We start from the raw sequence: 24536 nt of genomic DNA on the forward strand, positions 1-24536 counted from the left end.
AAACCAAAAAAAGAAGAAGTGTTGGAAGAAAAAGTAGCAGAAAAAGCTGTTGAAAAAGTTGAGGAAACAGCGAAACCAGTTGCAGAAAAAGCGGAAGCAGTTGCTGAGCAAACTGAACCAAAAGTAGACGCTGGAAAATTCCTTGAGGAATTTGACTGGCAGAAGTACGAAGAAGGAATTGAAGCTGTTGATCAGAAAAAATTGGATGCATTTGACAGTGCCCTTGAAAATACAGTAGGGTTTGTTGAAGAGCGTCAGGTGATTGACGGAGTTGTTGTAAGACTTACAGACCGTGAGGCTATCATCGATATCAATTCAAAGTCTGAAGGAGTTATTTCTTTAAATGAATTCAGATACAATCCTCACCTGAAGGTGGGTGATACCGTTGAGGTAAAAGTTGACAAGTTAGAAGATAACACAGGTCAGCTAGTACTTTCTCACAGAAAAGCAAGAGTAATCAAGGCATGGGAAAGAGTAAACAAAGCTCACGAAACTCAGGAAATAGTTACCGGTTATGTTAAGTGTAGAACAAAAGGTGGTATGATCGTCGATGTTTTCGGAATTGAGGCTTTCTTGCCAGGTTCTCAGATTGATGTAAAACCAATTAGAGATTACGACCAGTTTGTAGACAAAAATATGGAGTTCAAGGTTGTAAAGATCAACCACGAGTTCAAAAATATCGTTGTTTCGCACAAAGCTCTTATTGAAGCGGATCTTGCAGAGCAGAAAAAAGAGATCATCGGTCAGTTAGAAAAAGGTCAGGTACTGGAAGGTGTTGTGAAAAACATCACTTCTTATGGAGTATTTGTTGACCTTGGAGGTGTTGACGGATTGGTACATATCACAGATCTTTCATGGAGCAGAATCAATCACCCAAGTGAAATTGTTGAATTGGATCAAAAACTGAATGTTGTGATTCTTGACTTTGATGATGAGAAGACCAGAATTCAACTTGGATTGAAACAATTGAGCAAGCACCCATGGGAGGCATTGGATGAAAACCTTAATGTAGGTGACAAGGTAAAAGGTAAAGTTGCCATCATCGCGGATTATGGTGCATTTATCGAGGTAAGTGAAGGTGTTGAAGGATTGATTCACGTTTCTGAAATGTCTTGGTCAACTCACTTGAGATCGGCTCAGGATTTTGTAAAGGTAGGAGACGTTGTTGAGGCTGTTATTCTTACCCTTGACAGAGATGAAAGAAAGATGTCTTTAGGTATCAAGCAATTGCAACCGGACCCATGGACGGACATTACAACAAAATACCCGGTTGGTTCTAAACACACCGGAACCGTAAGAAATTACACGAATTTTGGAGTGTTCGTTGAATTGGAAGAAGGAATTGATGGATTGGTTTATATTTCTGACCTTTCATGGACCAAAAAGATCAAGCACCCATCTGACTTTGTGAAAGTTGGCGACAAGCTTGATGTTGAAGTTCTTGAACTGGATGTTGAAGGACGTAAACTAAACCTTGGTCATAAACAAACTACCGAGAATCCATGGGATAAACACGAAGAGACTTATACAGTTGATTCTGTTCATACCGGAACCATCAAGGAAGTTAATGACAAAGGAGCCATTGTTACTTTTGAAGATGGAGTTGAGGCTTTTGTTCCTGGACGTCATATGGAAAAAGAAGACAGATCTAAACTGGTAAAAGGAGATACTGCTGAATTCAAAGTGTTGGAATTCAATAAAGAGTACAGAAGATTAGTGGTTTCTCACTCTGCCATATTCAGAGCGCAGGAAGAAAGAAATATCAAGGCGGCTAACAAGCAGTCTGAACAAGCTGAAAAAACAACTTTAGGAGATATTTCAGGACTTGCTGATCTTAAGAAAAAAATGGAATCTGGTAAATAATCAGAATCTCATTAAATTTATAAACCGTTCTTGTTTTGCCAGGCAAAATTTGAACGGTTTTTTTATTGCCGGATTTTAGGTAAAAAGTATATTTGTATCATTCAAAAAATACCAGATGACTTTAATAAAATCTATTTCCGGAATTCGGGGAACTATCGGCGGAAAGGTTGATGATAATTTAACCCCGTTAGATGCCGTAAAATTTGCTTCTGCATATGGAGTATGGCTCCTTAGAAGAAATCCTTCCGATAAAAAATGCAAAATTGTGATAGGAAGGGATGCCAGGATTTCGGGCAAAATGATCAGTAGCCTGGTCTCTAATACCCTGGTTGGTCTCGGAATCGATGTTATTGATCTCGGATTGTCCACAACCCCAACCGTAGAGGTAGCTGTCCCACTGGAAAAAGCGGATGGTGGAATCATAGTAACAGCCTCGCACAATCCTAAGCAATGGAACGCCCTTAAACTGCTCAATGAAAAAGGTGAATTTCTGGATGCTGAAGAAGGAGGGATTATTTTAGAACTTGCTTCTTCACAGGATTTTGACTATGCTGAAGTTGATGAGCTGGGTACATATACCAAACTAAAAAATTATTTTAAAAAGCATATTGATGAAGTGTTGAAATTGCCTCTTGTTGATGTTGAGGCAATTAGAAAGGCAGGGTTTAAAGTTGTTGTAGATGCGGTAAATTCGACAGGAGGATTGGCAATTCCTCAATTGTTAGAAGCCTTAGGGGTAGAATGCATCAAACTCTATTGCGAACCCACCGGACATTTTCCTCATAATCCGGAACCACTTCCGGAGCATCTTACCGAAATTTCAAAACGGGTCGTTGAGGAAAAAGCGGATCTGGGAATTGTGGTTGACCCCGACGTCGACAGATTGGCGATTGTCAATGAAGACGGAAGTATGTTTGGAGAAGAATATACCCTGGTTGCTTGTGCAGATTATGTGTTGTCAAAACAGCGGGGAAATACGGTTTCAAACCTTTCCTCTTCGCGTGCTTTACGGGATGTTACTGAGAAACATGGCGGAAACTATGAGGCTTCTGCTGTAGGCGAGGTGAATGTGGTGAAACTCATGAAAAAAAATAAAGTTGTCATTGGCGGAGAAGGTAATGGAGGAATTATTTACCCGGAGTCCCATTATGGCAGAGATTCACTTGTAGGAGTTGCCTTGTTTTTAAGCCATCTTGCACAATCGAAAGTATCGTGTAAAGAATTGCGGGATTCTTATCCTGCATATTTTATGAGCAAAAACAAAATTGAATTAACGCCTCAGATTGACGTGGATGCCATATTGTCTGAAATGAGTAAAAAATATTCTAAGGAGGATATCAGCACCATTGACGGGGTAAAGATCGATTTTGAAAAAGAATGGGTACATTTGAGGAAGTCGAATACTGAGCCCATAATTCGTATTTACACAGAGAGCGGTTCTCAAAAGGAAGCTGACGCGCTGGCATTGCGATTTATTGATGAAATCAAAGTGATAGCCGGGCTTTAATCAAAATTTTAGACGGTGATGAGTTTAGAGAAGTATTTTGATAAGTTTCGCCAACAGATCATTGGACTGGATGAAACTTTCGTAACTCCTTATGGGGAGCAGAAGATGATCTATGCAGACTGGACGGCCAGTGGAAGGCTTTATCGGCCCATAGAAGAGAAGATGCTGAATGAATTTGGCCCGTTTGTGGCTAACACACATACGGAAACTACTTTTTCGGGATCGGCAATGACTCTGGCCTATCACGAAGCAAGACAAATCATTAAAAGACATGTAAATGCAGGGGAAGATTGTGCCCTTATAGCAGAAGGGACGGGAATGACAGGTGTCATCAATAAATTTCAGCGTATTTTGGGATTAAAGGTATCCGAAAATTTAAGGGAGCTTTCCGATGCGATACCTGAAGAAAAAAAGCCTGTGGTATTCATAACGCATATGGAACATCATTCCAACCAGACTTCCTGGCTGGAAACCATTGCCGATGTTGAGATCATTAATTGCGATGAAAAGGGACTGGTGGACTATGACGATTTGATCCGCCTCCTGGATCAGTATAAAGACAAAGAAATGAAGATCGCCTCGGTAACGGCTTGTTCAAACGTTACCGGGATTCAACCCGATTACCATCGTATCGCCAAGATCATGCACAGGCATGGAGGAGTTTGTTTCGTGGATTTTGCCTGCTCAGCCCCATATGTGAATATCAACATGAGACCGGAGGACAAAGAAGCCTCTTTGGATGCCATATTTTTTTCACCTCATAAGTTCTTGGGAGGGCCGGGAACTTCAGGCGTGCTGATCTTTAACAAATCACTTTATAAGAACATGATACCCGACAATCCGGGAGGAGGAACCGTGAACTGGACCAATCCGTGGGGAGAGCACAGGTATCTTGATGATATTGAGACAAGAGAAGACGGAGGTACTCCGGGATTTTTGCAGACCATAAAGATCGCTCTTGCCGTTCAGCTTAAGGAAGAAATGGGTACTCAAAATATTCATGACAGGGAAAAAGAGATCATCGATATAGTTTTCGACAAGTTGTTGCCCATAGAAAACCTGAACCTTTTGGCAGAGCAGCACAGGGACAGGCTTGGTGTATTTTCATTCTTTATTGATGACCTTCATTATAATTTGGGTGTCAAGCTCCTGAATGACCGTTTTGGAGTTCAGACCAGGGGAGGATGTTCATGTGCAGGAACCTACGGACATTTTCTTCTTCATGTAGACCAGAATCAGTCTCATGAGCTCATGGAGAAAATGGAGCAGGGATGCCTGATCGAACGTCCGGGATGGATAAGAATGTCCATACATCCCACAACTACGGATGAGGAAGTAAGATTTATTTGTATGGCCATCAAAGAAGTTGCCGAGAACTTTAAGGAATGGTCCAGAGACTACATCTATGATGCCCAGAGCAATGAATTTATTCACAAATCTTTTACTCCCAGCGAAAAGGAGCTGGTAAAACAATGGTTTGATTTATAGAAAATTCTCATGAATATTTACATTGCATTACTCAGAGGGATCAACGTGTCGGGAAAGAATGTAATGAAAATGGCCGATTTGAAATATTCCCTTTCTAATCTGAACCTGGAACATCTTCAGACTTATGTACAAAGCGGTAACCTGGTTTTTAGGTCTCCCGAGGAGGATGTCCGGATCCTTTCAAAGGCTATTTCACAGGAGATTTATCATGAATTTAATTATCAGGTGGCCGTAAAGGTTATACCACAGGAAGAATTTCATCAAGGTGTTTTAGAAAACCCGTTTTTAAAAAGGCCGTTGATAGATACCAAGAAATTATACTATATACATTTGTTCGAAAAGATTCCTGTCGAAGATTTTGACCATTTGATTTCAAATTATGAATTTGATGAAGAAATGGTTTTGAACAGTTCAGGACAGATCATTTATGTTCACTATAAAAATGGCTATGGCAGGTCGAAACTGACCCATGGTTTTTTTGAAAATAAATTGAAACTGAAGGTCACGGCAAGGAATCATAATACAATGATAAAACTTGATCTAATGGCGGGTAATCTGCTCAATTAAAGGACAAATGATTATTCTTTCTCTTCATTGGCAAGCCTCATATGCTTAAATCTTTTATGGCTCCAGAAATAATAGGCGGGTTCTCTTTTTATATGAGCCTCGAGCTTTTTCATAAAATGGTCCGTAATGCCAAAGTCAGGGACTTCCCTTGGATTTTCGCTTAAAATTTCCATTTTGGCCTCATAATAGCCCCTTTTAATTTTTGTGGTCTCAATATACATTACCGCGTAATCATACTTCTTGGCAAGCATTTCGGTACCCGTAATAACGGGTACCTCGACTCCAAAGAAATTCGACCAATGATATGTTTTATGAAGTTTAGGAGATTGATCCACAAGCATCCCATACACGTATCTTTCACCTGTAGCGTCGTTTTTAGCTAGCTGTTCCATCATTTCCTTCGTGGGAACCAGGGTGGTATTGAATTTACTTCTTGAGCGCACAATATAATCATTGAAATATCTGTTCCTGACTTTTTTATAGGCCGCAAAGCCATGGTGATCTACGCTGAGATTCAAACTGAACAACCATTCAAAATTGCCATAATGAGAACTCATTAGTAAAATGTTCTCATGCTTATCCATAAAGGCTTTCAGATCCTCAGGATTGGTAAGTTTAAATCTTTTCAGGATTTCCTCATTTGATATACTGAAAGTCTTTATCATTTCCATAAAAATGTCCAGGAAATGATGGTAAAACTCTTTTCTGATTCTCTTTAGCTCAGACTCAGGTTTTTTAGGAAAAGCAATTTTTAAATTATGAAGTACCACCTTTTTTCTGTATCCTATCAAGTGGTAGAGTATCAAAAAAAGGCAGTCAGAAATAAGATACAATACCTTGAAAGGAAGTATCGAGATCAAAACGATAAACGGATAGGCGATAAGATAAGTAATGAGTTGCAACATTAGTGGGCAAATATCAGGTAAAAAAGTGATTCCGGCGTCTAAATTTTCAAAAACTATTTGAAAAAAAGGGATGTCATCTGCCAGAAATAAATATGTGAAAGAGGTTGGCCTTATTTCGGTTTTTTCCCCATGTGCTTGAATCTTTTATGGGTCCAGAAATAGAACTCGGGAGCTTTTCGGATCTGTTTTTCCATCTCAGCAACATATTTATTGGTTAACTGATATAGCGGTGCTGATTTTGGCCTGTCTTCAAGGAGTATAAACGTTGATCTGTAAACCCCCCTTTTGACTCTTTCAGTTTGAAAATAGAATACAGGGAGATCGAGTTTTCTGGCTATGGTTTCGGGTCCAATCACAATCGGCACTTCAATATCCATAAAAGTACCCCAGTATTTGATCTTCTCCCATTTTGGGCTTTGATCCGCCAAAAATCCATAGGCCTGAATTTTTTCATTCTTTAGATTGGTCAATATCTGTGGATAAAAATCCTTGGTAGGGACAAAATTTACCCCAAATTTATTTCTAGTGCGTTTAATGAGTTTGTCAAAATATTTGTTTTTCAGTTTTTTATAGACCACGCTCATATTGTAGTTCAGGCTTTTTTCCACAATAAAAGAGACCCATTCCCAATTGGCATAATGCCCGGAAAGAAAAATCACGCTTTTACCTTCCCGATAATATTCGTCGAGTAGTTCAGGATTTGATATAGAAAGCCTTTTTGAAATTTCGTTTTCTGTTATTGTAAAGGATTTAATGAGTTCCATAAAAACATCAACAAAATGTTTGAATGATTCCTTTTCCAGGGCAAGGCGCTGTTCATCAGTTTTTTCAGGAAAACAAAGCTTTAAATTGTTCCGTACTACTTTTTTTCTGTAGCCCACCAGGTAATAAAGAACCAGATACAGCAAGTCAGAGATCCCAAACAATACTCGCATGGGAAGCATTGAAATCAGCCATAATGGTGGATAGAGCAGGATATACGCCAGTAATTGCATCGTTTCAATTTGAGTTCAAATATCGCTATATTTTTTTATTTCTTTTCCATAAAAAATGCCTCTCGCTCCTGCTAATTACTTTTTAATTGATAAATTCGTAATCGTAAATTTTTCTAAATTTTCAGTTTAGAATTCGAAATTGTTATTCATGAATACTGCCGTGATCGTAATCATTGTTGCTAATGTTGTCGTTTCTCTGAAAGGGTTTAGTGACAGAATGTTTTTTGAGCGCTATAAGTTTCAGATAGGGCCTATCATAAAAGGTGAAAAAATAAGGCTTCTCGCCTCAGGTTTTTTGCACGTAGATCAATCACATTTGTTCTTTAACATGCTGACCTTGTATTTCTTTGCTGACCCCGTGATCAAGTATATTGGTGTTCCCAAGTTTTTGGCCGTATATTTTGGTTCCTTACTCGCCGGAAGTCTCTTTGCCTTAAGTTTTCATAAAAAGGAACCCTATTACAGTGCAGTGGGTGCCTCGGGGGCCGTTATGGGTATTGTATATGCCTCCATCATGCTGAACCCCGGGATGAACCTGTATTTGTTCTTTATCCCTATTCCTATCCCGGCTTACGTTTTTGGGGTCGGATACCTTTTATATTCGATTTTCGGAATGAAAAAGCAATGGGGAAACATTGGCCACAGCGCACATATAGGTGGTGCCATAGGAGGATATCTGCTTGCGATTATTTTCTATCCGAGCATATTATCGAATAATCTGTTGATTGTTATTTTGTTGGCTGTTCCAATTATTCTGATGTTTGTTTTCAAGGATAAACTTGAAAGGAGTTAGAAGGTTTGTAATTTCTCTGTTTTTATAAATTTTAATTTCCTTGTTTTTACTACATTTGCCGAACATTTCCAAAAATAGAAGTGACGGGATGTTTTAATGAATACAAGTGATGGATAATCATCCCAAGCGTAGAAAAACAAAACAATGGAAGAAAAAAAATTTGATCTAAATTCTTTGATAGGTTTCGTGCTTTTAGGTGCGATCATGATATATTATTTTTATACCAATCAGCCCACTCCAGAGCAAATAGAACAACGGAGAGCAGAGCAGGTTCAGGATTCAATAAATCAATCAGTTAAAGAATCACAGACCGTTGAAAGTCAAGGAACTGCTGATTTTAAACAATCGCCGGTTAGTCCTTCTGATACGCTTGCATTTGAACAGGCTAAAAACAGGCTTGGTGTATTTGCCTACAGTGCAGGATTGCCATCAGCAACAGATTCAGAAACGATTATTGAAAACGAACTGGTACAGATAAAGGTAGCCAACAAAGGTGGGCAGATCACAGAGGTTTTATTGAAAAACTATAAAACCTTCAACAAACTTCCGCTGTACATTATAAAAGACCAGAATGCTTCTTTTAACATGTCTTTCGCTACCCAGGACAACAGGAATCTTCAGACCAAAGATCTTTACTTTGAACCAACGCTGACATCAAATGGCAACAATCAAGTTTTGTCAATGAAATTGAAAGTTTCATCTAATCAGTATCTCGAATACCGTTACGAGTTAAAACCTGATGATTATATGCTTGATTTTGCCGTACGTACCCAGGGTATGGAATCGGCCATTAATACCAGCCAGGCGATCAATCTGGATTGGCAGTTAAAAAGCTTAAGAACAGAGAAAAGCGTTAAATACGAAAATCAGTATACGGATCTGCGCTATCTTGAAAATGGCACCTTTGAGTATATGAATGCCATGAGCGACGAGGATGAAGAGGATGTCAATGATGTGAACTGGATTGCTTTTAAACAGCAGTTTTTTGCTTCTGTTCTTCTGGCAGAGGACAAGTTCGAATCGGCAAAACTGATTTCCAAAAACCTTGTTAAAAACGAGGATACGGATACGGTTTTTACCAAGCAATACCAGGCGTTGATCCCTTTGCAAGCCAAAAACGGAGAACTTGCCTACAATATGAACATGTATTACGGGCCTGTTGATTACGCCGTGCTTAGCCAGTACAAAGGAAAACAAATGGATAGGATTGTAAGTTTGGGATGGGGAATATTCCGATGGATCAATAAGTATGTGTTTATTCCTGTTTTCAGTGTTTTAAGTTCGTTTATTGGGAGCTTTGGAATTGTGATCATCTTGATGACCATCGTAGTTCGAATCATCATGTCACCTGTGGTATACAAGTCTTATCTTTCAAGTGCCAAAATGAAGGTCCTAAGACCTGAGATGCAGGAGATCAATGACAAATGGAAAGGTAAGGAGAATGCCATGAAACGTCAGCAGGAAACCATGGCGCTTCAGCGAAAGGCTGGGGTAAACCCTTTAAGCGGCTGTATACCGGCACTTATTCAGATGCCTGTCTTCTTTGCCCTTTTCAGATTTTTCCCTGCCAATATAGATATCAGGCAGCATGGATTTTTATGGGCAGATGACCTTTCAGCTTATGATGAAGTATTGAAACTTCCGTTTAAAATACCATTTTACGGGGACCATGTTAGTTTGTTCCCGATTCTGGCTTCGGTTGCTATTTTCTTTTACATGCAGATGACCCAGAGCCAGCAGATGAATATGCAGCAGCCACAGCAGGAAGGAATGCCCGATATGCAGAAAATGATGAAGATGATGATGTGGTTCTCGCCCATCATGATGATGTTCTTTTTCAACAGCTATGCAAGTAGTTTGAGTTTGTATTACTTTGTTTCCAACTTGTTGACGATTGCCATTATGCTGGTGATCAAGCACTTTATTCTTGACGAAGACAAGATCCATGCTCAAATACAGGAAAACAAGAAACGTCCTGAAAAGAAGAAAAGCGCATTCCGTCAACGTCTTGATGAGGCCATGAAACAGGCCCAGGAACAACAGGAAAGGCAAAGGAGAGGGAGATAATCAAGCTAATATCAGAAAAAGAGGATAATTATCAAGGTTATATTTCTTCGCGGGACATCTTCTTGATAAAATTTTCAAAAACATCAGCCCCGTCATAAAGGGAATGGATATGCAGATGCTCATCTTTTCCGTGAACGCTTCGTACTTCTTCCGTATCAAAAATAATGGGTAAGGTGCCGTAAGAGGGAATTTTTTTAGCTCTGAAGGAACCCAGGTCGTTCACATTAGGCATCATCATACTCATGGTCCTGGCCTGGGGATATTTTCGTTGAATAGCCGCAGAAAGGTTTTTGTAGAATACCGTATTTGTACTGCTTATTACGTCGGAAGGCATTTTTTTAATGACACGAATTTTAATGTTGTCATTCTTCAGTCGTTTTCTGATCATGCCTATAAATTCGTATTCATTTGTCTCGGGAAGAAGCCTGCAATCCAGCTGGGCACCAGCCATTGATGCGATTTTGTTTACGGACTTACTGTTGCTGTAAATATTGGTTAGGGTAATCGTATTGGTGAAAAGAGAAAATAATTCCGGATGCTTTCTTAATTGAGGGGTCAGCGCCGGCCGAAAGAGCCTGGGATGTCTTAAAACAATTTTTTTTCCTCCCTTATGATGTTCCGCCATATCTTTTAAGAATTGTGTATTTATGTCGTTATACACTGCTTTTGGCTTTTTACGGGTCAAGCGCTGCAGGGCTTCCACTAGTTCCTTATTGGCATAAGTCAGGGGAGTTATGGATCCATGACCATTCGTTCCATGTTCCAGGGTCAGTTCCAGCCATAGCGGTTTTTTGTGTACCACAGATATTCCGAAAACCTGCTGTTTGAAATCCCCTTCCATCAAACTGGTAAGCTCCGAGGGGCCTTCACCCAAAACCGCTACCGGATTCAAATCCGAAAAATAATTTTGATGCACCCAGGAGACACCGCCTTCACACTGAGTTTCTTCGCAGGAAACGGCTAAAAAGGTGAAATTGTAAGGACTATTGTAAACCTTCTCATCCTTCATGGCTTTTATGATACCATAGAGTTGCATCATGGCGGCCCCTTTGTTGTCAATGGTTCCCCTTCCGTAAATAATACCGTCTTCTATATCACCGCTAAAGGGCTCTCTAAGTTCACTTTTACTTTCCGGAACTACATCAATATGATTTAAAAATATAATATTGGGTTTGCGAGTGCTTAAAGGAAAAACGGATGCCGCAAAATTATACTGCCCGTCTTCCGAGCCAAAATCAGCAATGTGCAGATCATTGTTTCGACAAATTTCTTTTAAAAAATCACCGGCTTTTTTTTCATTTCCACTTACAGAAGGGATCTGGATATAATCCTGTAAAATATATTCAATCGCAACACTCGAACCATCCAGATTCTTAATTCCAGTTTCCTGCGAAAACAGGCAGCATGGAATCATAAGAAAAAAGGCAATCAATAGGGGCTTCATAGGTGATGCAAGATAAAAAAACTTCTTTTGAATACTGCTAATTCAAAAATGATATTTAAAAGAAATAATTTCGGATATTTGCACCCATTCGGGCCTTAGAAACGCTGAATAAAACAAGAATTAAACTCGAGAGATAATGAAACCTAGTATTCCAAAAGGAACCAGAGATTTTTCTTCTGCTGAATTGGCAAAACGCAATTATATTTTTGATACGATCAAGAGGTCCTTTCAATTATTTGGTTTTGAACCCATAGAGACTCCCTCTTTTGAAAATTCAAGTACCTTGATGGGAAAATACGGGGAAGAAGGGGACCGATTGATATTTAAGATCTTGAATTCGGGCGATTTTTTAAGAAAGGTCGATGATGAACTCTACCAGCAGAAGGATGCAACGAAGCTAACCGCCAGGATATCTGAAAAAGCTTTGCGTTATGATTTAACCGTACCTTTTGCAAGGTATGTGGTTCAACGCCAGAATGAAATAAGTTTTCCATTTAAACGCTACCAGATTCAGCCTGTATGGAGGGCAGACAGGCCGCAGAAAGGAAGGTTCAGGGAATTCTATCAGTGTGATGCGGATGTCGTTGGAAGTGATAGCTTATGGCAGGAGGTTGAGTTTGTACAATTATATGATGCTGTTTTTAGTGATCTCGGGCTAAAAGGAACCGTGATCAAAATGAATAACAGGAAGATCCTTTCGGGTATTGCTGAGATCATTGGAGCAAAAGACAAGTTGATAGATTTTACCGTTGCCCTGGATAAACTGGATAAAATTGGAGTTGAAGGGGTGCTAAAAGAAATGCGAGCTAAAGAAATTTCCGAGGAGGCCCTGGACAGACTGATGCCTTTGTTTGATCTGAAAGGGAGTAACAAAGAACAACTGGATGCATTAAAAGATCTTCTGGCTGAAAGTGAAGAAGGTTTAAAAGGAATTGAAGAACTGTCTTTTGTGATTGAACAGGTAGAGCAGCTTGGCCTTAAAAGTTCAGTATTAGATCTTGATCTGACTTTGGCAAGGGGTCTGAATTATTATACCGGTGCCATTTTTGAAGTTAAAGCTACAGAAGTTCAAATGGGTTCCATTGGCGGAGGTGGCCGATACGATGACCTGACAGGGATTTTTGGCCTGAAGGGAATAAGCGGGGTCGGAATTTCATTTGGCCTCGATAGAATTTATCTGGTTATGGAGGAACTTGGCCTTTTTTCAAATACTCCCGGTTCAGGACCAGAGGTACTCTTTATAAACTTCGGGACTGAAGAAGCTGCCTATTCGATGAAAGCCTTGAAAGAGCTTCGCAATGCAGGTATTCGAGCTGAAATGTATCCTTCATCGGCAAAGCTAAAGAAACAGATGAATTATGCGAATAACAGGTCCATACCTTATGTGATCCTGGTTGGGCAGGAGGAGATGGCTGAGGGTGTATATAAATTAAAAAATATGGCGACCGGAGAGCAAAACAGTTGTAATCTCAATGATTTAATCCGACTAATAGGCTCCTAAACTCATTTAATTGATCACAATATTGTATTTTTGCACTTCTAAAAGAAAAAGAACATGTTTGAAGGAAAAATTGATAAAATGAACGAAATCATTGACGAGATGGGAAATGATCATATTTCAAGTTCTGCCAACAACCCAATTCGGGAGGATGCTTTTGAATTGACTGAAAAGGAAAAAATAGACCTTATTGAGAAGGATTTTTCAAATATCCTTCACACGCTGGGTATGGACCTGAATGATGATAGTCTTAAGGGAACGCCACTTCGTGTTGCAAAAATGTTTGTAAAGGAGATTTTCGGGGGGCTAAGTCCTGAACGAAAACCAAAATTATCAACCTTTGACAATAATTACAAATACGGAGAGATGCTCGTTGAAAAAAATATCACTCTGTATTCCACCTGTGAGCACCACCTCTTGCCCATTGTTGGAAAGGCCCATGTAGCTTATATTTCAAAAGGAAAGGTTATCGGCCTGTCTAAAATGAACAGGATCGTTGAATATTACGCCAAAAGGCCCCAGGTGCAGGAAAGGCTCAATATGCAGATTGTGCAGGCTTTACAGGAAGCACTGGGTACCGAGGATGTTGCCTGCATTATTGATGCTAAACATCTTTGTGTTAATTCAAGGGGAGTCAGTGATACGGCGAGCAGTACCGTTACTTCTGAGTTTGGCGGAAAATTCAAGGAAGAATCTGTAAAGAGGGAATTGCTTGATTATATTCAGCTCGACACCAAATTTGAATAATAAGCGGATCTAGAGCCCTTCCAGGAAGGAAAGCGTGTCAATTCCATCAGCGTAATCTGAGAGTCCGGGTTTTTGAGTCTGGCCAAAAGAGACCATTCCGGATTTTTCGGAGCTACCTACAAGACACTGAATCAATTCTTTGTCATCGCTAAGTTTCTGTTCCAGCTCGGAGTCATTACTGTAGTATTCGTAAAATACGGTGGCAATAGGAGAGGAGTAGCTCTTATCCTCTTTCAGCATTAAAAAACCATTTTCAAGTAATTTGAAATTGCTCATCAGGTAAACGGCCTTGTTATAGTCGTAATTATTGACGTATTTGTCATAATTGAGTACATCTTTATACCTGTACAAGGCACTGAACAAGGGGTCAAAATCATAACCTTCAGGAACAAATAACTTGGATACGCTTCTGCAGCCTAGTCCAAAATATCTGAAAATATCTTCACCAAGGTTGATGAGTTCGTCCTCGGATTCCTTTCCGGTAAGTATAGCGGCAGAATTTCTGTTGCGTCTTATAATATTTGGGAATTTTCCAAAATAATAGTCAAAATACCTTGCCGTATTGTTACTTCCTGTGGCGATAACAGCATCAATATTTTCAAGTTTTTCATCAGTAAAGTGGATTTTACCTTTAAAATCCGGAGCCACATATTCAAGATATTTTGCAATCAATGGCAGAAACTTATTATCGGCACTGGATTGTTTAACTTTGATACTGTGCCCTGAAATCAGTACGGTCAAAAAGTCGTGAAATCCAACCAATGGAATGTTACCGGCCATAACGACGCCAATCATTTTAGGCTCAATAGTATCTAAATTATAAGAAGAGGTCCAGTTGGTTAGATTGCTTTTATTCAGTATTTTACCCCACCTTGAAAAAGCTGTTAATACATTGTCCTTTGTAAACCAACCATTATACTCGGCAGCACGGCTGATCTGTAAATTGAATGGTTCAAAAAATGTATCGTTCAGTGCTACCTGCTGATTGTTTACAATTCCATCAGGTTGAAACTGAGATAAAAATTCTCCCAGTTTTGCAAAAGCTTCAATTCTTTCTTCAACAGTCATTCGGATAGGATAATACTAGTGGATACATTATATTTGTGCGCAAATTTAGTTAAAAAAACAATGGCAATTATTATAACAGATGAATGTATAAATTGCGGGGCATGTGAACCGGAATGCCCTAATACGGCAATTTATGAAGCAGCAGAAGAATGGAAATATTCGGATGGAACTGAAATAACCGGAGATGTTATTTTACCTAATGGAAAGGAAGTGAACGCTGATGAGGATCAGGAACCCGTGAGTGATGAAGTTTATTATATAATTCCTGATAAATGTACAGAATGCAAGGGATTTCATGACGAACCCCAGTGTGCTGCGGTTTGCCCTGTTGACTGTTGTGTGCCGGATGATGATCATGTTGAATCAGACGAAGAGTTACTGGCTAAAAAACGATTTCTGCACCAGGAGGACTAATGATAAAGGTTTAAAATTAAAATGAAAAAAATCGCTTTTATACTGCTGTTTTTCAGTTTACAGGCTTTTTCACAGTTCCATAAAATGGATTCCTTAGGCAGCTTCTATGTTATTGATTATAAGCTGGTTTGGCAAAAATGGTATCCCTTGGAAGATAAGGCAACGCTGGACCGAATGTTAAAAAGCAATGATTTCACCTCGGATCTTGACATCTCGAAATTTACCAAATCCACCAAAACCAAACCCTACAGACTGATAGGTGATAATCTTCCGGAATACGCACAACACGATTATGAGGCTTTTCTTTATCTGGATATAATCGGTGGGCGATACCGAGTTACCATCAAACAGATCGTATTCCCTGATTTTATTGAAAAAGAATATTACAACGGAAGGCGCATGCATAATCCCCGAGGTACCCTTGAACAATACATTTTACGACAGGATGGATTGATTAAACGGAACAATGTCACGATCAATGTGCTCAATACCTTCGATACGGCGTTTTCACAGATCTTTGACCCCATGGCAGGTCTGGGTTACGAGTAAATTACCCCCTTGCCGTTTCTCTGGCCTTTAATTCCATGGGCCTTAGGGAATAATAGATAAAATCATTTACCGGAGTTTCAATTTCCAGTTCATCTCCCTTTCTAACGATAAAACCATTGAAATTTTCCAGTTCACTGGGTCTTCCCTCCATCATATCTCGTTGCAGGGACATCGTTGTGTTATAATCTATTTTATCGATGATCTCAAAACACTTCTCAAGGTCTTGTTCAACAAGTTCAACCTCAAGTGCCTGACCTATCGTGATAATTTCATTTGCGGTCTGAACCAGGACATTTCTCAAATAATTATCCTCCCTCATCACACCAAGAACACTTCGGGTCAGGGCCCCGGCAGCACTGATAGAAGCTATAAATAAGAATTTGATCCAGACATCACGTTGAATATTCCCTGAAATTCTGTTTTTAAAACCAGCCTGGTCAAAAGCACTTTTGATCTTTTTGACCCGTTCACTTAGCGAATGATCTATTTCACCAAATACAATTTCCGGTTCGTAGCTAAAATGATCAATGACCCCAGGGCTCTCAATTTTACTTACGATCCTGCAAAGGCCCGCAATCAGATTGCGTTTGTTTAAAATCTTTAGAAGCCTCTCTGCATTGTCAGCTCCATTTTGCAGCGGTAGGACCGTAGCATGTGCTGGGAGCAAGGGTTTGATCTGCCTGGCGATAGATTCAATTTGCCAGGATTTGACACACAGCAACACAAGCTCGCAATTTCTGATACTGTCAAAATTGTCCTCCACCTTGGGGTTGATATGAAAGTCCCCTTTGATACTTTTGACTTCTAGCCCCTTTTGTTTAAGAGCCTGAAAAGTAGCTCCTCTTGCTATAAATGTTGTTGAATGACCGGCCAGGGCTAGTTTGCCTCCAAAATACCCTCCAACGCCACCCACACCTATAATAACGATATGCATGTCATAATTTTCCTTAAAAGTAGTGATTCTTATCATAAGAAAAAGTGTACCGGATAAACTTCGATACACTTCTTTACTTACGACATTGTTTATTATTTGTTAATGGGAAAAATAAAAAACGAATATTCATAGAATCTGCCGTCAAGGGTATATTCAGGATGGGTTCTGGCTCCCCAGCTATTATCTCCGCCTACACCCATTTGTTTGTAGTCAATATTGAGCGTAGTCAAATCTCTTTCCCGCACGTCTATGGTGTGGCGATTCTTGACAAGGTCACCATCGCGATGTCTTCCATCGGTTCGTTCCAAAGATTCAAAATCTTCCATTATTTGGTGGTGAACGCTAAAATCTACCAAAGGATAACCAACAATTTTAAGGCCTTTATCTTTGTTGGGAGTAGTCAAGGTCAACCATCGGGTATCGCTCTTATTACCATTTTCCTGTGGTCTGATATAAGGCCAGTATTGTTCGGAAACAGTTCCCGAATACAGACCCAAAGGGGCTCCCGTTTTTCTGTCCCAATAACTTTCATATGGCCCTCTTCCATACCAGGATACCTGATTGAGTTCCTTTTTTAGCACCAGCTGCAGTCCAATCCTTGGAGTTTCAGGCAGCTTGATCTCTTCTTTTGATAATTTGTAAATAACCTGAATGATTCCATCGCCATTTATCTTGTATTGCAGTCCTACTTCTGCCATTTTTTGCTGAGCCTCATTAAAGAATTCATAATCCACAAGTACTGTTACGAGCCCCTTTTCAATATCAGATTCTATTCGTTTCAGGATCCTGTTTTTACTTGCATAACGCCAGTCTTTGCATCTTTTATGGAGATCGTTCCCAAAATCGTTGTCAATAGGTGCCCTCCAGAAATTCGGAACAAATCCCTGGCCATCGTAAATCAGATTATCTTTGTCAACGGTTAGTTCTTTCATCATGCCATCCGCCTTGCTGAAGACTACTCTGAGGGCTTTATTGCTCACGGTGATCGAGTTGTCATCTTCAGATACAATCACCTTATTTTTGGCAACAGGCAGTGTTATTGGCTCAGAATCCTCAATTATGAATTGTTCCCAGGCGGTTAAATGATCTTTTGGAACAAGCCCGCTGGATGAATTTGTAAGGATCCTGACAGTTAGTACAACCTCAGCCCCGGTTTTAGCATCGTATTCAAAAGGCAGATCTGTAAGAAAACTAGAGCCTGGTTGCGCACTGAGTTCATCAATCTTTCCGGATTTAACAGCTTTTCCATTTTCCAGGATTTCCCAAACCAAATAAAATTCAGACAGATCCAAAAAATGATAGTTATTGATCAGCTCGAGCCTGTTTCCATTCTTTAAACTGAAATCAATAAACTGATGAACTTTTTTCACTTCCATCAAAGATGGTTTTGGAGTTCTGTCGGGATCTACCAAGCCATTCAGGCAAAAATTTCCATCTGATGGTACATCTTTCGGACCAAAGTCCCCTCCATATGCCCAGTATTCGGTTCCCTGGTCATTTTCCTTGATTAGTCCCTGATCCACCCAGTCCCAGATAAAGCCCCCCTGTAAAACATCATATTGCTTCATCATGTCCCAGTATTCTTTAAAGTTTCCCACACTGTTTCCCATGGCATGAGCATATTCACAAAGGATAAAAGGACGGTCCTTGTGAACCTTGGCATATTGTTCCAGCTGATCGATCGTGGCATACATTGGGCCCACGATATCCGTATTACTGTTCAGTCCGGCTTGTTCAAACATGACAAATCTGTTCGGATCACGCTTCTTGATCCAATCATATCCTTCATAAAAAACCGGACCATTGCCACATTCATTCCCCATGGACCAGATAATCACTGAAGGATGGTTTTTATCTCTTTCGACCATGTTTTTGATTCTGTCCAGATGGGCAGCTTTCCATTCAGGTCTGTAGGCCACATGCTGAATAGTATCAAAAGGGCCTTGATGTTCGGCTCCCATACCGTGAGATTCAATATTGGCCTCGTCAATGACATATAATCCATAGGTGTTGCACAATTCATAGAATCTCTCCGGTTGCGGGTAATGAGAGGTTCGTACTGCATTAATATTATGTAATTTCATGGTTTTTATATCCTTAATCATGGTAGCTTCGTCAACAAGGTGCCCTGTTCTATCATGATGTTCATGCAGGTTAACACCTTTTAGATAAACCTTCTTTCCATTGATTTTCAGCAAACCATTTTCAATCTGAACGGTTCTGAATCCTACCTGTGTACTTACATATTCCAGAATCTGACCCTCATCATCCTCAAGGGATAGGAGCAATCTGTAAAGATTTGGCTTTTCTGCGCTCCATGGTCTGATGTCATGAATCAGTTCTTCCAGGTGCAAAAAGCCCTGTTGTCCCTCAGGTACAACCTTTTCCCTGCGGCTTAACAGTTTCTGGCCCTGGTCATCCATCAGATCAGCCTGAACAAAAAGTTGCCTATCAGTGCTTCTTTTGATCAGAACATCCAGCGATAGCTCCCCGGATGAGAAGTTATTCGAGAGATCAGCCCCAATTTCAAGATCCAGGATATGATCCTTGTTTCTGGATAACAGATAAACATCTCTGGTAATACCCCCCAGTCTCCAAAAGTCCTGATCTTCAAGATAACTTGCATCGGACCATTTGAACACCTCAACGGCAAGTAAGTTATCTCCTTCTGCAACATAATCGTTAATAAGAAACTCGGCAGGGGTTTTACTGTCCTCACTATATCCAACTTTATGTCCATTGATCCATACATTCATGGCTGAACTTACGGCTCCAAAATGAAGGTATAGATCTCTGCTAAGTGATTCCTTATTGACCTGAAATGTGGTACGGTATGAGCCGACCGGGTTGTAATGCTTTTGAATGAAAGGCGGTGTTTTTTCGTGAGGGTATTTCACATTAGTATAAATAGGATAACCAAAGCCCTGAAGTTCCCAATTTGAAGGAACATCTATTTCTTTCCAGTCACCGTCGTCATAATCTGTTTTGTAAAAATAGAATGGCCTTTCGTCGGGTTTATCAACGATATGGAATTTCCATTTACCGTTCAGGGAAGTGTAAAATGCAGAACTTTCATAATTGTTTGCCAGAACGTTTTCTCTGGAAGCAAATGGAACAAACGATGCACGTGGTTTTTCTTTGTTTCTCGAAACTACTTCAGGATTTTCCCAGTCTTTAACGGCATCAGTGAGCACTTCTTTATCCGTGTATTTGTGCTTTTTGGAGCAAGTTGAAAGACTCAGTAATATTAGAACAATAGATATTATTTTCATGTTTTTATTCAATTTATTTGATGGATCAACTCGTATACTAAATGTTGATATTTACCATGTATATCGACCTGATTATTCGGATACATCTGTAAAAGAAGAATGGCATTCATGTTATTATTGGGGTCTGCCCATCCATAGGTGTCAAAAAATCCTCCAAAACCAAACGAGCCTTCAGACATGAAGCCATTTTCAGCACCTGTTGAATTTGTGACCCAGGTTGAGAAACCCTGATCAGCATCACCGTCATCAAACGGCGTTTGTTTGGCGAGCATCATCCTTACGGAATCCTCTGACAGAACCCTGTTTCCTTGATAAGTTCCACCATTCATGATCATTTGAATAAAGTGGGTGTAATTTTCCGCCGTACCACAAAGATCAGCGCCTCCTGAATAGAATTCTCTGTTTTCCATCAGAGGATATTCAATATCTGTATAGGATGCCGGAAGCAGGCTTTTCCCATCTGGAGAAGGCTCGTAAACACTCACCAGTTGGCTTCTTTTATCTTTAGGAATAATAAAATAGGAATCATTCATTTGGAGGGGGGAAAGAAGATTTTTAATGATATACTCATCATAACGGAGTCCGGAAACAACTTCAATGAGAGTTCCAAGCACATCGTAGCTTAAGCTGTATATAAAACCCGTTCCAGGTTCCTGCAGCAGTGGGAGAGAGGCAATCTTTAAGGTGTTCTCACGTGATGTTCTGTTGTCCTGACAAAATCCTTCATTCACTCCATGATGTAAAACCAGTTTGTTGTATTCTTCATTTTGAAAACCGTAACCTATTCCTGAGGAATGGGTCAGTAATTGCCTTATTGTGATTCGAGAATCTGTCCTGTGTCCTGAAAAGGAAGAATCCTGATATACGGAATCCAGTATCATTAGATCGTCGAATTCGGGCAGGTACCTGGCGATATCATCGTCCAGCCCTAAGAGCCCTTGTTCATTTAACTGAAGGATCGCAACAGCGGTAAGCCCTTTGGTCATTGAAGCCAGACGGAAGATATCCATTGTATCCTGTTGATGTCCAAGTTCTCTGTTTTTGTAGCCATAGGCACGATGAAAGATTATTTTTCCATCATGCTTAACAAGTGCCACGGCGCCCGGAATTTCCTGGTCGTTAACAGCTTTTTCAAACAAAGAATCAATCCTGTTCTCAATAGCGGAGATATTATTGTCTTCCCCTTGTGTTTCAGCATTGCTGTTCTTGCAGGAAATAGCATTGATCCCAATAACCAATATCAATAAACCACCGATAATAAAAAATCTGTTCATTTTGAAATTTGATTTATTGGATTTCGAACGTGACAAGGCTTCTGGCCGGTACCTTCCATAGATTCTCTTCTGATAATGATCCCTTAAATTTAAGATTTTCACTTTTTAAAGCCGTGGTTTGATACACCTTTGCCGAGTATGATGATTTTCCTTCAATTTTAACCTTGACAGGAATTTCTATACTTCTCTGATTAACCATGACTACAATGACTTTTGAACTGTCAGGTGCCTTGTAGGCTGAGATCAATAATCCATTGATGGATTGTTCCAGGGATTGATTATCCGATCGTTTAAGATCAACGCGTTGATAACCTTCCTCTATAAACCTTGAATAATGCCCCAATGCCCACAGAATTTTGGAATCATAAATTTCTCCATCATTTTTATCCGCATCAATATATACCAGCCCATCCTTGTAATCATAAGGGCTCACGGCTAACCACCAGCTCCAGTGTGATGCATTGGCCACAGCCAGATCCCCGTATATGACCCGTCCAAGATACAAAGCAGGATCAATGCCCAGGTCCCTGCCGTTTCCATTTATTTCAGTATTATTTTCCAAAAGACAGTATTCGGTCATCCAAAACTCTAAAGTTGGATCCAGGCTGTTTATTTCATTAAATAGGTTTTTTCTAATGTTTAACAGGTTACTCGTTCCGTAGGTGGTGTAATAACTATGTCCTGCAATTTTGGGAGCAAGCTGTTGAAGGTCACCAAGGTAGTTATCTGAGTCAGGATCAAAGAAAGTCCTGACCTGATCTCCTCGTCCTGTTTTATCAGCATTCTCATAGAGATAGTTCAGTTTCCCGGCTTCGGCAATCTCAATTTTAGTATTGAGGGAGGACTCTTTTAATTTTTCATCTAACAATCTGGTGACAACAGCAATTTCATCATTGAGCCAGGGACTTCCTTCCTGGCCACCGGTCCAGTCCCATTGAGGTTCGTTGAACGGGGAGATATAGTCAAACAGGATCCCGTCATTGCTTTGAACATTTTCAACAACGTCTTTTAAAAATTGGGCAAAAGACGTGTAATTTTCCGCAGCAAGATTAGAAGATGCCCCGCCAGAGGAATGTGCCTTGCCATTCTTGGTCAAATAGATAGGTGGGCTGTTAGAGAAGGCTGTAAAATATTCAACTCCTCTTAATTTGGCCGCCTGAAGGAACCATCGCTGGCCTTCATGAGCATTCCAGTCATAGCCCGTCTGAGTCATAAAAGATTCCGCCCTGCGCCATTCGTCATCAATGCCGCTTGGAGCCCCCTGTGAGGCACTTCCGGCACCAATGTTAAAACGCCAGCTGTTCAGGCCGATTCCTTTAGGGCTGCCATCTGATTTAAGCTCCTTGCTAAAAAGGAGGTCGGCTATTCTGTTTCTTTTTTCCAGGGGCCAATTTTTACCCACAAATTGAATAGACCAGGCATCTGAGGCACCAAAACTGTGAATATTTTGATATCCGGCCGTTGGAAGAATCTCTACTTCCAGATAACTACCAGGAGGCTGTCCACCTCCTCCTTCTTCTTCCTCTGAAGAATTACCCCCGCATGAGATCAATAAGATCCCTAAAAGGAAGGAGGTGAGCCGCGCTCTTAAAAAACTTGTTTTTGTCATAGATTACAAACTTATTCCCACGAATTAATAACCAGGATTTTGCTGAATATCTCCATTCGAAAGATCGATCTCCGTTTGAGGAATTGGAAATAAAGTATGAATACTTGCATTAAAATATTTACCTTCATCGTTTCCGGCATCATAAAGATCTGTACTTTCATTCAGGTTATAATTTAAGAAGTTCTCCATGGCAGCCTGTAACCTGCCTGTTCTTTTTAAATCATAATACCTGTGGCCCTCCATGGCAAGTTCTAGTCTTCTTTCATCGAATATAGCCTGAAGTAGGGCCGGCCCCGAAACATTTATTTCCGAGACGCCTGCACGTTGTCTTACCTTATTTACCGCAATCAGAGCTTCACCTTCTTTACCGGTATGATAACCGGCTTCGGCCTTCATTAACAATAAATCTGCAAAACGAAACAGGATGTGATTCAATCCGGATCGGACATGCTCATCTTTGGGAGGACGCTCATCAAACGAAAGGTAATACTTTCTGTTAATTCTTCCCGTCATGTTCTGAGAAGGATCGGTGTCATAAGAAGGATGATCTTCATCAACATATTCTCCGTGACGAATAATCGTATGTACACGCCTGGGATCTTCGCCCATAAAATTATCTAAATGACTGCTTGGCGTGCAGAATCCCCAGCCGCCGTCGGCACGACTTCGTGACAATACCGGAAGTGCACTTCCGGAATAATAGATATCATCATAGGAATGCTGGATCTCAAAGATTGATCCATTACCATTGGGATTGCTGATACTCCATACATTTTCAAAGGAATCATTGAGATTGTGTTCTCCAAGATTTTCAACTTGTTCGGCATAATCATAAGCATCCGTGAATTTTTCCTGATAAAGACTTGCCTTTGCCAGATAAGCAATTGCCGCACCTTTTGTTGCCCGACCCAGTTTTTCAGGAGATATCTGACTTTTAGTAGGCAAAAAATCAGACGCATCTTTTAGATCAGTTTCTATTTGTGCCCAGATTTCTTCGGCAGAAGATCTGGTGAGATTCGCTTCCTGTATTGAAATAGGCTCAGTTAATAGAGGAACTCCCCCAAAGTTCTTTACGAGTTCAAAGTAAAAAATTGCTCTTAAAAACTTAGCCTCTGCTACTAATTCATCAATTTCTTCTTGCAAAATGGGCGCTTCAGGAATTCGCTCTATAGCCAGATTGCAGCGATAAATTCCCTGATATGAAAACCTCCATTTATATTCAACCCACTCATTGGACGAGGTTATATTGAAGTCTGCAAGATTTCCAAAATCTCTTTGATCTCCTTCATTGTTATTTCCTTTAAAGGCATCATCTGAGCTCGCATCACCAACCAGCCAGAAGAAGTCTACTTCCCACCAGTCTTGAGGGCTAAGGGTTGAATAACAACCTATAATGGCACCATCACATTCCGAATAGTTAGAATAAAAACTATCAAGATTTTGTTTTCCTGTCACTTCGTTGTCTATATAATCTGAACATCCGCTCAGCAATAGAATCAAGGCTAATAAACTATATGATATCTGTTTCATCTTCTTAGATTT

At 40.1% G+C, this 24536-nt stretch carries 19 protein-coding genes; 10 read left to right on the top strand and 9 right to left on the bottom strand.

Going from position 1 to position 24536, the window contains the following annotated elements; all coding sequences use genetic code 11:
* Window positions 1-21: 21 nt before the first annotated feature.
* The 4 genes from rpsA to LCM02_RS04480 all read left to right on the top strand — a co-directional run bounded on the left by rpsA (window position 22) and on the right by LCM02_RS04480 (window position 5425).
* The gene (gene rpsA, locus LCM02_RS04465; protein ID WP_262902496.1) at window positions 22-1863 is read left to right on the top strand and encodes a 30S ribosomal protein S1; all 1842 of its coding nucleotides are present in this window, start codon (window positions 22-24) and stop codon (window positions 1861-1863) included.
* 115 nt (window positions 1864-1978) lie between these two features.
* Complete coding sequence (gene glmM / locus LCM02_RS04470) at window positions 1979-3370, top strand: phosphoglucosamine mutase (RefSeq protein WP_224927124.1); 1392 nt, start codon at window positions 1979-1981, stop codon at window positions 3368-3370.
* Between the two features lie 18 nt (window positions 3371-3388).
* Window positions 3389-4858, top strand: coding sequence for an aminotransferase class V-fold PLP-dependent enzyme (locus tag LCM02_RS04475; RefSeq protein WP_224927125.1), 1470 nt, complete (start codon window positions 3389-3391; stop codon window positions 4856-4858).
* A gap of 9 nt (window positions 4859-4867) precedes the next feature.
* Window positions 4868-5425, top strand: coding sequence for a DUF1697 domain-containing protein (locus LCM02_RS04480; RefSeq protein WP_224927126.1), 558 nt, complete (start codon window positions 4868-4870; stop codon window positions 5423-5425).
* 11 nt (window positions 5426-5436) lie between these two features.
* Here LCM02_RS04480 and LCM02_RS04485 read toward each other — a convergent pair whose 3' ends face one another.
* Window positions 5437-6330: a lysophospholipid acyltransferase family protein gene (locus tag LCM02_RS04485; protein ID WP_224927127.1), complete on the bottom strand. Its 894-nt coding sequence runs from the start codon at window positions 6328-6330 to the stop codon at window positions 5437-5439.
* 110 nt (window positions 6331-6440) lie between these two features.
* Window positions 6441-7325, bottom strand: coding sequence for a lysophospholipid acyltransferase family protein (locus LCM02_RS04490; RefSeq protein WP_224927128.1), 885 nt, complete (start codon window positions 7323-7325; stop codon window positions 6441-6443).
* Between the two features lie 148 nt (window positions 7326-7473).
* Between LCM02_RS04490 and LCM02_RS04495 the strand changes: the two genes are divergently transcribed.
* Together LCM02_RS04495 and yidC are read left to right on the top strand one after the other, a co-directional pair.
* Entirely contained in the window at window positions 7474-8118 is a 645-nt protein-coding gene (locus LCM02_RS04495; RefSeq protein ID WP_224927129.1) for a rhomboid family intramembrane serine protease, read from the top strand.
* Window positions 8119-8262: 144 nt separating this feature from the next.
* Entirely contained in the window at window positions 8263-10185 is a 1923-nt protein-coding gene (gene yidC / locus LCM02_RS04500) for a membrane protein insertase YidC (RefSeq protein ID WP_224927130.1), read from the top strand.
* Window positions 10186-10222: 37 nt separating this feature from the next.
* Here the strand turns inward: yidC and LCM02_RS04505 are convergent, their stop codons facing one another.
* Entirely contained in the window at window positions 10223-11629 is a 1407-nt protein-coding gene (locus tag LCM02_RS04505; protein ID WP_224927131.1) for a M20/M25/M40 family metallo-hydrolase, read from the bottom strand.
* Between the two features lie 136 nt (window positions 11630-11765).
* Between LCM02_RS04505 and hisS the strand changes: the two genes are divergently transcribed.
* A complete protein-coding gene (hisS, locus tag LCM02_RS04510) occupies window positions 11766-13130 on the top strand; it encodes a histidine--tRNA ligase (protein WP_224927132.1) in 1365 nt (454 codons plus the stop codon).
* 78 nt (window positions 13131-13208) lie between these two features.
* Window positions 13209-13874 carry a GTP cyclohydrolase I FolE gene (gene folE / locus LCM02_RS04515; RefSeq protein WP_224927133.1) on the top strand — a complete coding sequence of 222 codons (666 nt, stop codon included), beginning with the start codon at window positions 13209-13211 and terminating at the stop codon, window positions 13872-13874.
* Between the two features lie 9 nt (window positions 13875-13883).
* On the opposite strand, the gene LCM02_RS04520 is transcribed toward folE, so the two are convergent.
* A complete protein-coding gene (locus tag LCM02_RS04520) occupies window positions 13884-14942 on the bottom strand; it encodes an acyl-CoA reductase (protein WP_224927134.1) in 1059 nt (352 codons plus the stop codon).
* 60 nt (window positions 14943-15002) lie between these two features.
* Here LCM02_RS04520 and LCM02_RS04525 point away from each other — a divergent pair, with 60 nt between their 5' ends.
* Together LCM02_RS04525 and LCM02_RS04530 are read left to right on the top strand one after the other, a co-directional pair.
* On the top strand, window positions 15003-15356 hold the full coding sequence (locus LCM02_RS04525; protein WP_224927135.1) for a 4Fe-4S dicluster domain-containing protein: 354 nt from the start codon (window positions 15003-15005) through the stop codon (window positions 15354-15356).
* A 21-nt stretch (window positions 15357-15377) separates the two neighbouring features.
* On the top strand, window positions 15378-15905 hold the full coding sequence (locus LCM02_RS04530) for a hypothetical protein (protein ID WP_224927136.1): 528 nt from the start codon (window positions 15378-15380) through the stop codon (window positions 15903-15905).
* 1 nt (window position 15906) lies between these two features.
* Here LCM02_RS04530 and LCM02_RS04535 read toward each other — a convergent pair whose 3' ends face one another.
* The 5 genes from LCM02_RS04535 to LCM02_RS04555 are packed head-to-tail and all read right to left on the bottom strand — an operon-like array spanning window position 15907 to window position 24524.
* Entirely contained in the window at window positions 15907-16875 is a 969-nt protein-coding gene (locus tag LCM02_RS04535; RefSeq protein ID WP_224927137.1) for a ketopantoate reductase family protein, read from the bottom strand.
* Between the two features lie 56 nt (window positions 16876-16931).
* Window positions 16932-20111, bottom strand: a complete 3180-nt coding sequence (locus LCM02_RS04540) for a glycoside hydrolase family 2 TIM barrel-domain containing protein (RefSeq protein ID WP_224927138.1) — start codon at window positions 20109-20111, stop codon at window positions 16932-16934.
* Between the two features lie 8 nt (window positions 20112-20119).
* Complete coding sequence (locus LCM02_RS04545) at window positions 20120-21385, bottom strand: serine hydrolase domain-containing protein (RefSeq protein WP_224927139.1); 1266 nt, start codon at window positions 21383-21385, stop codon at window positions 20120-20122.
* A gap of 13 nt (window positions 21386-21398) precedes the next feature.
* Window positions 21399-22994 carry a glycoside hydrolase gene (locus LCM02_RS04550; protein ID WP_224927140.1) on the bottom strand — a complete coding sequence of 532 codons (1596 nt, stop codon included), beginning with the start codon at window positions 22992-22994 and terminating at the stop codon, window positions 21399-21401.
* Window positions 22995-23018: 24 nt separating this feature from the next.
* Complete coding sequence (locus tag LCM02_RS04555; protein WP_224927141.1) at window positions 23019-24524, bottom strand: RagB/SusD family nutrient uptake outer membrane protein; 1506 nt, start codon at window positions 24522-24524, stop codon at window positions 23019-23021.
* Window positions 24525-24536 lie beyond the last annotated feature (12 nt).

It is taken from the genome of Lutimonas saemankumensis (assembly GCF_020171465.1).
In the GTDB taxonomy this organism is placed as follows: Bacteria; Bacteroidota; Bacteroidia; order Flavobacteriales; family Flavobacteriaceae; genus Lutimonas; species Lutimonas saemankumensis.

What these genes read in the sequence shown, in the direction of transcription:
- LCM02_RS04495 (WP_224927129.1), top strand. Translation starts at nt 7,474, where the DNA reads ATGAATACTGCCGTGATCGTAATCATTGTTGCTAATGTTGTCGTTTCT.
- hisS (WP_224927132.1), top strand. Translation starts at nt 11,766, where the DNA reads ATGAAACCTAGTATTCCAAAAGGAACCAGAGATTTTTCTTCTGCTGAA.
- LCM02_RS04520 (WP_224927134.1), bottom strand. Translation starts at nt 14,942, where the DNA reads ATGACTGTTGAAGAAAGAATTGAAGCTTTTGCAAAACTGGGAGAATTT.
- LCM02_RS04485 (WP_224927127.1), bottom strand. Translation starts at nt 6,330, where the DNA reads ATGTTGCAACTCATTACTTATCTTATCGCCTATCCGTTTATCGTTTTG.
- LCM02_RS04550 (WP_224927140.1), bottom strand. Translation starts at nt 22,994, where the DNA reads ATGACAAAAACAAGTTTTTTAAGAGCGCGGCTCACCTCCTTCCTTTTA.
- LCM02_RS04540 (WP_224927138.1), bottom strand. Translation starts at nt 20,111, where the DNA reads ATGAAAATAATATCTATTGTTCTAATATTACTGAGTCTTTCAACTTGC.
- LCM02_RS04475 (WP_224927125.1), top strand. Translation starts at nt 3,389, where the DNA reads ATGAGTTTAGAGAAGTATTTTGATAAGTTTCGCCAACAGATCATTGGA.
- LCM02_RS04480 (WP_224927126.1), top strand. Translation starts at nt 4,868, where the DNA reads ATGAATATTTACATTGCATTACTCAGAGGGATCAACGTGTCGGGAAAG.
- folE (WP_224927133.1), top strand. Translation starts at nt 13,209, where the DNA reads ATGAACGAAATCATTGACGAGATGGGAAATGATCATATTTCAAGTTCT.
- LCM02_RS04545 (WP_224927139.1), bottom strand. Translation starts at nt 21,385, where the DNA reads ATGAACAGATTTTTTATTATCGGTGGTTTATTGATATTGGTTATTGGG.
- LCM02_RS04505 (WP_224927131.1), bottom strand. Translation starts at nt 11,629, where the DNA reads ATGAAGCCCCTATTGATTGCCTTTTTTCTTATGATTCCATGCTGCCTG.
- LCM02_RS04490 (WP_224927128.1), bottom strand. Translation starts at nt 7,325, where the DNA reads ATGCAATTACTGGCGTATATCCTGCTCTATCCACCATTATGGCTGATT.
- LCM02_RS04525 (WP_224927135.1), top strand. Translation starts at nt 15,003, where the DNA reads ATGGCAATTATTATAACAGATGAATGTATAAATTGCGGGGCATGTGAA.
- yidC (WP_224927130.1), top strand. Translation starts at nt 8,263, where the DNA reads ATGGAAGAAAAAAAATTTGATCTAAATTCTTTGATAGGTTTCGTGCTT.
- glmM (WP_224927124.1), top strand. Translation starts at nt 1,979, where the DNA reads ATGACTTTAATAAAATCTATTTCCGGAATTCGGGGAACTATCGGCGGA.
- LCM02_RS04555 (WP_224927141.1), bottom strand. Translation starts at nt 24,524, where the DNA reads ATGAAACAGATATCATATAGTTTATTAGCCTTGATTCTATTGCTGAGC.
- LCM02_RS04535 (WP_224927137.1), bottom strand. Translation starts at nt 16,875, where the DNA reads ATGATAAGAATCACTACTTTTAAGGAAAATTATGACATGCATATCGTT.
- LCM02_RS04530 (WP_224927136.1), top strand. Translation starts at nt 15,378, where the DNA reads ATGAAAAAAATCGCTTTTATACTGCTGTTTTTCAGTTTACAGGCTTTT.